Source organism: Acidihalobacter yilgarnensis (assembly GCF_001753245.1).
In the GTDB taxonomy this organism is placed as follows: Bacteria; Pseudomonadota; Gammaproteobacteria; order DSM-5130; family Acidihalobacteraceae; genus Acidihalobacter; species Acidihalobacter yilgarnensis.
The window spans coordinates 2,574,759-2,588,292 of sequence record NZ_CP017415.1; the positions used below are offsets into that span (position 1 = coordinate 2,574,759).

General features: G+C 56.5%; 8 protein-coding genes. All 8 read right to left on the reverse strand.

Annotated elements, in window-relative coordinates; genetic code table 11:
• Positions 1–48: 48 nt before the first annotated feature.
• On the reverse strand, positions 49–1,443 hold the full coding sequence (locus BI364_RS12360; protein WP_233279514.1) for an undecaprenyl-phosphate glucose phosphotransferase: 1,395 nt from the start codon (positions 1,441–1,443) through the stop codon (positions 49–51).
• Positions 1,444–1,528: 85 nt separating this feature from the next.
• Positions 1,529–2,692 carry a glycosyltransferase family 4 protein gene (locus BI364_RS12365; protein WP_197495701.1) on the reverse strand — a complete coding sequence of 388 codons (1,164 nt, stop codon included), beginning with the start codon at positions 2,690–2,692 and terminating at the stop codon, positions 1,529–1,531.
• A gap of 32 nt (positions 2,693–2,724) precedes the next feature.
• Positions 2,725–3,762 carry a GDP-mannose 4,6-dehydratase gene (gene gmd, locus BI364_RS12370; RefSeq protein WP_070079006.1) on the reverse strand — a complete coding sequence of 346 codons (1,038 nt, stop codon included), beginning with the start codon at positions 3,760–3,762 and terminating at the stop codon, positions 2,725–2,727.
• Positions 3,755–4,660: a GDP-mannose 4,6-dehydratase gene (locus BI364_RS12375; protein ID WP_070079007.1), complete on the reverse strand. Its 906-nt coding sequence runs from the start codon at positions 4,658–4,660 to the stop codon at positions 3,755–3,757. The genes gmd and BI364_RS12375 overlap by 8 nt, the downstream gene beginning before the upstream one ends.
• A 76-nt stretch (positions 4,661–4,736) precedes the next feature.
• Entirely contained in the window at positions 4,737–5,861 is a 1,125-nt protein-coding gene (locus BI364_RS12380; RefSeq protein WP_070079008.1) for a glycosyltransferase, read from the reverse strand.
• Complete coding sequence (locus BI364_RS12385) at positions 5,858–6,817, reverse strand: glycosyltransferase family 2 protein (RefSeq protein ID WP_156782748.1); 960 nt, start codon at positions 6,815–6,817, stop codon at positions 5,858–5,860. Before BI364_RS12385 ends, BI364_RS12380 begins: the two co-directional genes overlap by 4 nt.
• A 45-nt stretch (positions 6,818–6,862) precedes the next feature.
• A complete protein-coding gene (gene asnB, locus BI364_RS12390; protein ID WP_083251376.1) occupies positions 6,863–8,695 on the reverse strand; it encodes an asparagine synthase (glutamine-hydrolyzing) in 1,833 nt (610 codons plus the stop codon).
• Entirely contained in the window at positions 8,695–13,533 is a 4,839-nt protein-coding gene (locus BI364_RS12395; RefSeq protein ID WP_070079011.1) for a glycosyltransferase, read from the reverse strand. The genes asnB and BI364_RS12395 overlap by 1 nt, the downstream gene beginning before the upstream one ends.
• Position 13,534 lies beyond the last annotated feature (1 nt).

Below are 13,534 nucleotides of genomic sequence, written 5' to 3' on the forward strand. Positions count from 1 at the left end.
CGGCTGCACTGAAAGGCCGGGGTGCGGGCCAGTATAGATGCCACAGATTCAATAAGCGTTGCGGTGCACGAAACCTCGCAACAAGGTCATGAAAATAATTTTCAAATCAAAACCCAGCGACCAGTGCTCGATGTAGTAAAGGTCGTGCTCGACGCGCTGCTGCATTTTCTCGACCGTATCGGTTTCACCGCGCCAGCCATTGATCTGCGCCCATCCCGTAATACCGGGTTTCACCTTGTGACGCAGCATGTAACGATCAATCATGTCGCAATACTGCGCATTGTGCTCCACCGCATGCGGGCGCGGACCAACAATGGACATACGCCCCTGCAGCACATTGACGAACTGCGGCAATTCATCGAGGCTCGTCCCGCGCAACAAGGCGCCCAACGCAGTAACGCGAGGATCACGCCGCGTGGCCTGCGTCACCCGTCCGGCTTCGGCATGCACCCGCATCGTACGAAATTTGTAGATGACGATCTCCTGCCCGTCCCAACCGTGCCGCCGCTGACGGAACAGTATCGGTCCCGGCGAACTCAGTTTGATCGCCACCGCAATCAGCAGCATCAATGGGCTAACGCTCAGCAGAATCAGCGCGGCAAGCAGTCTGTCCTCCAGCGCCTTGAGCAGACGGTTCACGCCCTGCATCGGGCTGGCCGACAGGTCGATCATCGGCACGCCCACGATTTCCGTCACGCCGTTATTGAGTAGCGAAAGCCCGAAAAGATCCGGTGCATAGCGAATATTGACCGGCGAATGACGCAGCAATTCGATCACCTGACGCAGTTCGGCACCGCGCTCCAGCGGCATCGCCACCCAGACCTCCCCCACCTGATGCTCGGTCACGAAGCTCGCCAACGCATCGAGCGGATAAACAGCCAACCCATCGTCCGCATCCTGCACAGACGCCGGCACGTCAAACAGCGCCAACACCTCCAGCCCAGACCAGTCGGCCGACCGCGCGCGCGCGGCCAGCGCCCGCCCCTGCTGATCCGCGCCCACGATCACCACCGGGCGGCGATTGTAGCCACGGCGGCGCAGCGACCGCAGCAGCCAGTAGATCGCGATCCGCAGCCCCACCAGCAACATTGCCGAAAGAAGGCCCCAATACGCCAGCCAGAGACGGGAAAAAAGCGTGGATTCGCGTACCACCACGAGGATCACCAGACCGGACAGATACACCACGAACCAGCCCATCAGCGCACGCCCTGCCGGCGCGAACATGCCTTTGGCACGCCACGAGTCATAGACCGAGAATAACGGGAAGATGATGAGCACCAACAACGCGCCGATGAGGGTCAGTGCACTGTAAGCCATCGGCAATGGCGGTGACGGCTGGTCGAAAAAGCGCAGCGCGTAGGCCAGCCAGCCCGCGACGGCCACCAGCAGGATGTCCAGCGTGCGCGTCAGCAGCGAAATGGCCGAGGCATAATCCCGAAGCAATCCGCATCTCAACATATACGTCAACAAACAACCTGTACGTAGCCGTGCATTCTAGCAACCCGGCGCCCTGTCCAGGATAGCCGCCTCAAATATCGTCGACGGCCATCGCGCGCCGGACAACCGCGGCAAACGCCGTGCGAAAGACTTGCACGGAAAAACGCTCCGCGTTGTCACGGCATTGCGCCGCTGACATAGACACGCCAACAGCCTCGAAACGTTCCATTCCTTCGACCAATGCATCGACCGTCTGCTCATCAAAAAACAGTCCGGTCCGCCCCTCGACGACCGTCTCCCGCGCGCCACCACGGCCATAGGCGATCACCGGCGCGCCAGCAGCCTGAGCCTCGACCGGCGTAATGCCGAAGTCCTCCTCCGCTGCAAACACGAAGGCCCGGGCACGGCCCATCAGCGCGGCCAGGGTCGCGCCGTCCTGATAACCCAGCAATTCGATATTCGAGTGATCGGCTGCCAACCGCGCGATGCGGTCGAACTCCGGCCCGGTCCCAATCACCTTGAGTTGCCGCCCCGGCATGCGTGCAAAGGCGGACACCACGAGATCAACGCGCTTATAGGGCACTAACCGGGACGCGGTCAGGTAGTAATCCTCCCGGACCGGTGCCGGGGCAAAGCCCTCGACATCGACCGGCGGCGGCACCACCACAGAATCGCGCCCGTAAGCCTTGCGAATACGCCGCGCGATGTAGGCGGAATTGGCCACGAACACATCCACCCCGTTTGCCGTCCGTACATCCCACAAACGAATGCGATGCAACAAATAACGCGCGAGCCAGCCCTTGAATCCACGATCCAGCCCTGATTCGCGCAAATACTGGTGCTGCAGATCCCAGGCATAGCGGATCGGCGTATGCACATAGCTGACATGCACCTGATCGGGCCCCGTCAGCACACCCTTGGCTACCGCGTGCGAACTGGATATTACCAAATCATAGCCCGACAGATCGAACTGCTCGATGGCCAGCGGCATCAATGGCAGATAGGCGCGATAGCGCCGACGCGCGCCGGGCAGGCGCTGAATGAAGCTCGTACGCGGGCGTCGCCCACCCAGAAAACCACGTTGGTCGTCGGGCAAGAAATCGCAAACCGCAAACAAGTCCGCCTGTGGATACATCAGCAAAATCTGCTCCAATACCCGCTCTGCACCCGTGTAGGTCACCAGCCAATCGTGCACCACGGCGACGCGCGTACCCTCAGGCAGCCCCGTCCCGGCAGGCATGGCATCATGCGTCACGACGGGCATATCCGATAACGGCGCGGCACGGCTCAGGCGATCCCCGGCACCGGGCCGGCAACGCGGGCGAGATCCGCGCGCATCATCATGTCGACCAGCCCCTCGAAATTCACCCGTGGCGACCAGCCCAGGCGCTCGCGCGCCTGCGTGGCATCGCCGATCAACAGATCGACCTCGGCCGGGCGGAAGAATTGCGGGTTGATACGGACCAGAACACGTCCGCTGACGCGATCCACACCCTGCTCGTCCAGCCCTTCGCCCCGCCATTCCAGGTCAATATCCGCAATGCTCGCCGCGCGTGATACGAATTCACGCACCGAATGCGTCTCGCCGGTGGCGATGACGTAATCATCCGGTTCGGCCTGCTGCAGCATGCGCCACATGCCCTCGACATAATCGCCCGCAAAGCCCCAATCGCGCCGTGCGTCCAGATTGCCCAGCTCCAGTACCTCGTCGGCCCCGTGACGAATACGCGCCAGCGCAGCGGTGATCTTACGGGTCACGAATTCGATCCCACGCAGCGGCGACTCGTGATTGAACAAAATGCCCGACGAAGCGTGCAGGCCATGCGACTCGCGATAGTTCACCGTAATCCAGTGCGCATACAGCTTCGCCACGCCGTAAGGACTGCGCGGATAGAAGGGCGTCTTCTCCGATTGCGGTACGGCCTGCGCCTTGCCGAACATCTCCGAGGTCGAGGCTTGATAGAAGCGTGCCCGCGGATTGACCAGGCGCATCGCTTCCAGGAAACGGACCGCCGATACGCCCGTCACCTCCGCCGTCAGCACCGGTTGATCCCAGGACGTGCCGACAAAACTCTGCGCGCCCAGATTATAGATTTCCTCGGCGGCGGAACGCTCCAGCGCGCGCGCCATGGACGACAGATCGATCAGATCGCCATCGATGAGATTGACCTCACCCACCACACCCAGCTCACGCAGACGCCACAGCGTATCTGTGCCGCGCCGGGCCAGCAGCCCGTGAACCGCATAGCCCTTTTCCAGCAGCAGCTGCGCCAGATAGGCGCCATCCTGGCCGGTAATCCCGCTGATCAGTGCCGATTTACTCACCCGTCAATCTCTCCATCCAGTCGTCAAGTATCGCCCGCAGGCTCTCATCCGGCATCAGTGCCGGCGCCCAACCCGTATCGACGCTCAGATGCGCATGGCTACCGACCATACGGCGCTGTTCGCTCGGCCGTAGGCGGGCTGCATCCTGTTCGATTCGTACCGAAACGCCCGCCATCGCCGCCAGACGCGTGATGATCCCGCGCAGATCGAGTTCCCGCCCCGAACAGACGTTATAGACCTCGCCATTGCGCCCGCGCGCGAGCAGCAGTTCATAGGCGCGCACCACATCCCTCACGTCGGTAAAGTCGCGCGTGACGTCGATATCGCCCACGTTCAGCACTGGCGCAGAACGGTCCAGCGCAATCATCGCGATCTGGCGCGCAAAGTCCGATACCGCAAAACGCGGCGACTGCCCCGGCCCGATATGATTGAATGGCCTCGCCATCACCACCTCGAAAGGGCCGCTCTGGCTCCATTGATAGCACAATGCCTCGGCCGCAACCTTGCTTACCGCATAAGGATTGCGCGGACGCAGTGGCTGATCTTCCGTGACCGGTAGCGCCGTCTCGTCCACCCGGCCATAGGTATCCGCTGAGCCGACATACAGGAAGCGTCCGCGAAAACCGATGGCACGTAACGCAACCAGCAGGTTGTATGTGCCCTGAAAATTGACTGCGAAGGTTTCGGGCGGGTCGTCGAAGGAAGCCGGCACAAAGCTTTGTGCCGCCAGATGGATCACCGCGTCGAACGGCGCCAGCGCCGTCAACGCACCCTCCAGACGATGCGCTTCGCGCAGATCGATCACACCGTCATCGTCCAGGAACGGAACGCAACCCTCGATACCCTGGCGAACATGTCCGCCGACAAACCCCTCGCTTCCCGTCAACAAGCAGTGCATATCATTCCTTACCCCTTATCCTTCGTTCCCGCCGCAGAATAGCGGATACCCTCGGGGGCCGTACACAAAGCCCGCATCACTTCTGCGATGCGACCAAACTCTGATAGAGCCCGTGAATGTCAGCACCGACCCGCCTTGCCGAATAGCGTTCTTGCTGCACTGCTCGTCCACGCTCGCCCATTTTGCTGCGCAACGCCGCATCACCCGACAATCGCGCCAATTGCGCGGCCGCCCTCGCAGGTTGGCCAGCGGGATAAAGCAGACCACCACCGGAGGCGCCGACCAGCTCGCGATGCCCCGTCACATCGCTCGCCACCACCGGCAGGCCCATCGCCATCGCCTCAATCACCGCCAGGGGCAGGCCTTCCCAGCGCGCGGTCGATAGATAGATGTCTGCCATTGCCAACAACGGCGCCGAACGCTCCTGCGAGCCCAGAAAACACACGTTATCGAGGCCCTCGGATGTCGCGCGCCGCCTGAGACCCGCCGCATCCTCACCATCTCCCGCCCACAGGAACAAAATGTGCGGCGAGGCGGCCACCACCGCGTAAGCTTCCTGCATGTTCTTCTGATAATCGAAGCGGCTCAGCGTGGCCGCCACGATCCGGTCGTCCGCGATGCCCAATTGCGCACGACCGGATCTGCGCAGGTCGGCGCGTACCGCATCGTCGACATCCTCGACGCCGTTGACGATCACACAGGCCCGCGTGCGCGGCCACAGGCCGGCAGTCCGGGCCACCTCGCGCTCCTCGTCGGAAACATAGACCACACTATCGACCCAGCGCGCGGACAGATTCTCATAGGCCCGATACAGTCGCCGCGCCCAGGGTTTATATTGCGAAACATGCACGCCATGCGGTGTGTGGACGCTGCGACAGCGCAGCAGCATCGTCGCCAGCCGTGCATAGGCCCCAGCGCCCTTGCCGTGCGCATGGATCAGGTCGATGCGGTTTCGGCGCGCGTAGGCCACCAGTCTCAGCGCCGCGCCCAGCGTGAAGCGTCGGTGGGGAATCAAAACCACTCGCCCCCCGGTCTCGTATTCTAAGCGTGCGCGATAGGGCGGCTCGTCCGGGCAGGCGACGTGCGCCTCCACGTCTGCCGGAAGATGTTTGAGCAGGAGTTCGAGATGCCGCGGACCGCCACCGTGATCGGCGCGAACTGTAATCATCAGTACGGAGATTGGATTTTCTCCATGATTCATAAAACCCAGTACCAGGCCAGAGTGCGCAATACTCCTTCCTTATGTAAGCCAAGCCGTGCTGCGGATATCCGCCTTTGTAAATCGCCTTGGCGCGGCAGGTTCAGTACCGACTCCAGTATTTTTCTTTTCTCGGAAGACATTCGATCAGCATAACGCTGGTACAGCACTTCTGCCTGGGTCAATGCCTCCTGCCAGCCCCTGCGAACGCGCCGCTGGACGGCTAAAGGCCCTAAGCGCAGTTTTTTTGCAACGCCTGACATATCCCAGGCTTCCGCACCGATGGTATTCGACTCATGCTGGCGATAATCCACCAAAGGCTGAGGCACACAGCGTACTTCACCCAGCGTGTGTGCTACCAAAAGCAACCACCAGTCATGCATCACCGCCGCATCTGGTACCGGCAGGGCCACTTCCAGCAAGGCGCGGTTGACCAGCATGGTACAACCCGGCACCGTGTTTTGAATCAATTCACGTTTGAAATCTTCACCAGTATGCGATTTAAATCCTTGCCATCTTGATGCCGATGGTGCCAAAACACGCCCGTCCGAATCGATGATACGAGCACCACTGTAAACCAGAGTGGGTAAGGAACGTCCTTGTTGCTTTTCCAAGCGCTCGGCGCAAGCCACCAGTTCGGCTACCTTGTTTTGGTGCCAGAGGTCGTCTTGATCCGCGAGCAGCGTGTAGTCGCTGGTACAGTGGGACAATATGCGTCCGAAGTTCGCAGCCGGTCCGAGCGGGCCATCATCATCCATCAGGAATTCGATCGGCATGGCCACCTTACGCTCGCGTTCAAGGATTGAACAAGTCTCGTCTATCGAACCGTCATCACGAACCTGAATACTGTCTGGCGCCATTGTCTGCCCGGCAATCGAGGCCAGCAACGCTGGCAAGAATCGGGCGCCGTTGAAAGTGGCTAAGGCGATATCAATGCGACGCATATCTTCTACATGCAAGCTGATGGCAAGCGGGAAAACACCTTTGGCTTATTCAGCAATGCCTTAGACACACTGGCGGAGTGAGGCCCGCTTGGCCGCGAAACAATGCCACCATTCGGCCAGCATGACCACAGCGAACAACAGCCGCTCGCGGTGTATACCCGCGAGGAGGTCAGAGCCCACAATGTCAGTCAATGTCTCGTGGTCGATGCCCGGAACAGGGCGCTGAGCAAAATACGCACTGACACCACCCCAGGCACCGAACCATTCACCGATCCAGCGGCGCATTGGCAAGACAAACCCCTGTTTGGGTCGTTGTAGAATATCGTCGGGGAGCCAGCGGCTCGCCGCACGGCGCAGAGCGACTTTAGAATCTCCGGACATTCGCTCACTCGGCAGCAGCGCCAATCCTAGCGATACAACTCGTGGATCGAGGAAGGGGGCACGCCCCTCCAAGCTGTGCGCCATCGTCATCCGATCAAACTTGACCAACAGATCATCGGGCAGCCAAGTACCGATATCCGTGACAGTTGCACGTTGCAATGGCCCATGCGACCGGCCGATCCAATCGAGCAAATCATTTTCCCAAGGGTTGACGTTGTCGACCATCTCGTGGATCAAACGGTGCCGTTCCGCACAGCCAGTTAGGAGGGGAAAACCCGATGGTGTTGTCGGCGGGTCGTTGAGCAAAAATCGATCTAGGTGGTCCAGCGGCACGTGCCGCCGGCGAAGTAGTCCGGCCAACTTGTCCAATCGGTCACGCCAGCCGGCTGTTGTGGCGAATTGACGATAGTAGTTATAGCCCGCGAAGATTTCATCTGCCCCCTCCCCAGCCAATACGACCGTGACATGCTTACGCGCCTCGCGTGCTAACCAATAAACCGGCAAAACAGCTTGGTCACCGATCGGCGTGTCGAGTGCCGCAGCAACTTCCGGAAGTAGCGTCATAAAATGATTTTGATCAAAGATGAACCTGTGATGGGTGCTGCCAATATGACGAGCAACGGCCGCAGCGTGTGTACTCTCATCAACTTGTGCCTCGCTGAAGCCCATCGAGAAGGTAGCGATCGCCGGGTTGGCATGAGCTGCAATCGCGGCCACCACTGAACTGTCGATGCCTCCAGAGAGGAACACTCCCACAGGTACGTCAGCGATAAGGCGTGAGGTAACGGCAACTTCTAATGCTTCGCACAACTCATCGTCAGATATGCGGCGTGAAGCCTCCAGGGGAGGTCTGTAGTAACGTTGATGCGTGATCGTCAAGTCACCGAGCCGCACGGTCAGCCGCTCGCCTGGCAGAACCTGGCGTATCCCAGAAAAAATGGTAGACCGACCTGGAACAAAATGGAGCGCCAGATAACTGTCAAGGGCCTGCGGGTCAAACTCATCTGTCACCCAAGGCAGCGCCGACACAGCCAGTAACGTCGAGCCATAGCCAAATCGACCAGGAGCTGCGGTATAGAACAGCGGCTTCTCGCCAAAACGGTCGCGGGCGAGATGTAGCTCGCCGGAATCGCGGTCATGAATAGCTATGGCGTACATACCATCGATGCGAGCCAGCAACCCGTCTATGCCCCAACACGCATATCCATGTGCGAGCGCTTCTGTGTCGCTGCGTGTTTTAAAGACATATCCAGCTGCCTCTAATTCAGAGCGCATTTCATGATGATTGTATATTTCACCGTTCTGGAAAACGACTACCCTTCCCTCACGGCTGAGCAACGGTTGCCTTCCATGTGTCAGATCAATGACTGATAGCCGCCGCATGCCCATATGCACGGAGCCGTCGTGGTGTTGGCCGTCACCATCTGGACCGCGATGGTACATACTAGCAAGGAGAGGCGGAAGCAGTTCATCGCCGAGGCCATCACCAACGTAACCAAAAATTCCACACATTACTCGCTATCTCCGTTTGTGGCCATGCCGAAATTCAGAGCCAGTTCTCGCGATCGGCTGAAACGCGCTTCGAGAAAAATTTGTCCATATTTCTCGATCATCTCGTGATATGTGGTTAGACCACTTAACACCGTACGACTTGCAATTGAGAATGCCGCGCGCCGCTCGTCATCCTCCACAAGGGATGTGAGCGCATCAGCCAAGGCTTTAACGCTGCCTGGTTCGTAGATTAAAGCATTGACATTATCCTGAACCTGTTCACGTATACCGAATACTGGTGTGGTAATTAACGGTAGGCCGCAAGCCATTGCCTCTAGAATTATGCGCGGGTAGCTTTCGATACGAGAAGTACATAGGGCAATATCCGCAACTCGGTAATAGCGCGGAACCTCGCCGGTCTCCGGTTCCACTACCAGCCTTTCACGTAGCTCACCCGGCATGCGCTCAATTTCCAGATGCATTGCTGTGCTGTAGTCTCCGGCACGATCGCCTATGATAAAAACGCGCAATCGATTGACAATCTGCGGCGACAGGATCTGCAGCGCACGCAGGAGATCAATTTGCCCTTTGCGGTCACAAACTGTACCCACCAGCACTACGGCGACCTCGTCAGGTTTAATGCCGAGCGCGCGACGAGCCTCCATCCGATCAATGGCAGCGAGTCTTGTTTCGATGCGGTTTATATCTAGCCCGTTGTGAATAACTGTAAAATTGAAGCATTGCTCGACCGGAGCCCACGCTCGGCGTGTAGCATGGGCGACGAAAATTACACGGTATGGCAGTGCGAAACATTTATAGGCAATATCGCGTAGATCAGGCATTAGAAAATCGAAATAGGTTTCCCAAGGCTCACTTTCGCGTGGATTCCATATTGTAGGCAAGCCAGCTCGTTCGCCGGCTTCAATTGCCCAGAAGGTTTGAAGTGTATTCGCGTAAACTACTTCAGTATCCAAATCACGCAAAATATCGGCTAATTCGCTTTGTCGAACCTCGAACGCGTCGCGCGTATGTATATTCTCTAATGGCAGCTTAATAATACGTACTTCGATACCAGCTTCCGCATAATAAACTCGTAATGGCCCGTCGACAGGAGACAACACAATTGGATCAATAATCCCCATCTTAGCAAGACCAACAATCAACTCTAATTGGCTGTTTGGTGCTCCCTCGTTATTGAGATTATGCGTCACCATGACTGCGCGGACTGGCCGCGTGATATGTGCGGGCTTATGATAAGGACGCACGCGGAAATGCTCATCATCGAGAGACAAATTCAGGTTAAACCAAGGGTCAGTTCGCCTGCTGTAATGCTCACGGAAATTTGCGACTTCACGTGGCTCATCATTAAAACCACGGCTCTTACCCTCAAAGTGGAAGAGCTCAGCCCCGGGCGCATATATGCAACGCCTGCCGGAATCGACTACACGATAGCAATAGTCAACATCGTTGTAAGCTACAGCGAAATTTTGCTCATCAAGGCCACCAAGTTCCAGGTAAAGTGCACGTGGTGTCAAAAGACATGCGGCGGTTACGGCGGAACATTCGCGTGCCACGACAGCATAGTCGAGATAACCATTATCCCACAATGGCGCGTTGCGAAATGCCGGACCCGCCATGCCGCCGTAAAAGCCGTGAACGATTCCGGCGTGCTGCACTGTCTTGTCGCCAAATAAGAGACGAGCCCCAACGACACCAACATTCTCCATAAGAGAATAGCCCATCATCTGAGATAGCCATTCCGGCGTGCGTACCTTAGTGTCATTGTTCAGAAGTAGCACATAGTCTCCATCTACCTGCTTAACCGCCGTATTGTTGATATATGCAAAATTAAATCGTCCATTTGGCGGGTTGGCAATATGCAACACTCGGTGAGGTAGGGTAGCGAGATAGGCTAATGTCTCAGGATCGTCACTCGCATTATCGATAATGACTACTTCGTAATTTTTGTACGTCGTTTGTTTCAGAGATAAGACACAGTTACGTAAGAGTTCGGTATTATTTCTGGTTGGAATGATAATGGAAACTTTTGGACCACTGTCTGGAAAGCGCAAGGAATAGACGCCACATCTAGCATCGATCGCCCATTGCGGCTGTATTACGTCGGCCTTGATCCCGCGGCGTTCTAACGCTTCAGCAACTGCTCGGCGGCCAGCATCAAAACTTGCCGGCTTAGCATCACCGGACGCAGCGGTAGAGCCAGGTACAACTCGCCAGTGGTATAGCACTTTCGGCACATGCATGATTCGTTGCGTTCGCTCACTTATGCGCAGCGCGAAATCATAGTCCTGCGCGCCCTCAAAGCCGACGCGAAAGCCGCCGAAATCTAGGAACAGCGATCGGCGCACCACCTTGACGTGACCCATGTACATGTATGAGAGGAGTAACGTTGGCGACCAATCCGGCTTAAATTGTGGAGAGAATCTCCGACCCTCCTTATCGATCTTGTCGTCATCGCTGTAAACATAGTCTGTGTCCGGTGCATCAGCCACGGTAATCGCTATTTCAGCCAATGCATCTGCGCTCAGCTCGTCATCGTGGTCAAGGAAGGCAAGAAATCCGCCAGAGGCCAGACTAGCTGCAGCGTTAGTGGCGCGGCTGATATTACCGTTCTTTGCGCAGAAGAAGACCTTTATTCTTGTATCCCGCTGAGACCATGCCTCGAGCGCTAGAACTGTACGTTCATCATTGCTGGCATCATCCGCAATGCATAATTCCCAATCTTCATAAATCTGTTTAAGCACGCTGCCGATGGCGCGGTCGAGCAGGTGGACCGGTGTGTTGTAGGTCGGCATAATCACTGAGATGCGCGGCAAACGTTCTTTTCGCGCATCCAGAGCAGCACATAGTGTGTCCTTCTCCTCGCGGCTAAGAGTATTGAAACGCAGCCATGCGGCATATCGGGTTGGGCATGTCTCCGATTTGATGTGGCCCCTGATCGCCGTCTTTCCATGCCCCGTCGACTCTATAGCACTGAAGATTTTTTTGGCAGCGAGTCGCAAGCGCGGTCTAAAACTCGCCGGCAATGGGATGGTTCGATACACTTTCCGAGAGGTACGGTAAACGAGTGATCGATTTTCTGAATCAGGTTCTTGTAGCTTGGCTCTTACATTGCGTAAAACCGTAATCGTCTTACGCAGCGGTTTAGTAACTCGCCAGGACCTTGATTTTAGTATCCCGGCTAACTGCGTCTTGGCCTGTTCGGCTTCTGCCTTGGCCTGTTCGGCTTCTGCCTTGGCCTGTTCGGCTTCTGCCTTGGCCTGTTCGGCTTCTGCCTTGGCCTGTTCGGCTTCTGCCTTGGCCTGTTCGGCTTCTGCCTTGGCCTGAATCACCAACCGGCTTTGTTGGTAGACCGCTCCCCGTAAGGCTGAAGACGCCCGCGCATCTAGTTGGGAAAGCTTGGCAAAAACATCCGGGAGGTGTTTCCCCACCTGCAGAACCCCCAATCCGTGGCTATGGAAAAACTGAAATGAGGGATATTTATTTTCCAGTTCAGACCAAAACTTCCACACACCGAAATCGTCGTGCCTCACGACAGTGTCGTGAAAGAGCACAACGGCTTTAGCGCTTAGTTTCGGCAACCAGGATTCAAAATCGTGCTTGACAGCTTCGTAGGTATGAAGACCATCGATATGAAGCAGGTCAATGTTGCCGTTTTCGAAAAAAGCCGATGCTTCATCAAAGGTTTTCCGCAAAAGTTCAGAAAACTGCGAATAACGCGAATCGTGATAATTTTTCAGCTCTGAATAGATTTCATCTCCGTAAAAGCCTGCCTGGTGATCGCCTTCCCAGGTATCGACTCCGTAGCACCTCGTATTCAGATTAAAGCTTTGAGCGGCTTGGCAGAAGGCTGAATACGAATCGCCTTTGTGCACCCCCAGTTCGACGAACACTGCTGGCTTAACGGCTTGCATGATGACCGGCACAAAGCACAAATGTCCGCGCCATGATTGAACATCAGTCAGCCTCTCAGGAATGAAGCCAACCGCAGGCGCTAGCAGTGGGCGTATTCTTTCTAAAGGATCATTGAGTTGCACGGCTCGCTGAGCGATAAACGCCTTGAATTCATCTGAAGCAGTAGGCCCTTGTTCTCTTAGCGCATCTTTTAGTGAATTGATTTCGGGATCGGGAAGATTTGAGCGATTTTCTCGTATGACACCGACACCAGGCAGGTGTTGCAGACCAATCAAAGCAGCAAAATCGTCGATAACATCGTGAGAATAGGCACGTACAAAAACATTCTCGGTACCAGCCGCCCGTTCGTAGTTACCAACCAATCTGGCGTAATTGAAATCTTGAAAGCAGGGAAGTGCATCCCGGAGATGGTAGCTTTTTGCCTTGGTAATTTCGGAAACAAAATTTCTGGGATCCGTTTTACACCTCAATTCGTCAAGCGAGGCATTCTCAGTAACATCCTGAAATGATAGCTGTTTCTTGTATTCCCCATGCAAAGATACGCCATAATCGATGGGATCTCGCAGATACACGATCAGGTTTACTTGGTAATCATTTTTTCTGAATTCATCCAAAAACGACTTAAGCACATCCGGTTTATTCGAAACGCAACCGAAGTCTTCGGAGGAAAGGATTACAGATTCATGACAGATCGACGAAAGTTCATCAAACAGCTCGCGCCGTGTACCATATGCTTCCGAAAATCGCGGGTCACCACTGAGCTCCCAGGCCAAGTTGTGGTGTCCGCTCGTGTTCTGAAATGGGCGCCCCATCTGTGGAACCAGCACGCCCACATCAAGCAGCATCGCGCTCTGCTCATGCAGCCATTTTTGTATGGACGTAGTTCCTGTCTTATGCGTGCCGACGTGCAGGTAGAGTGTTTTCATG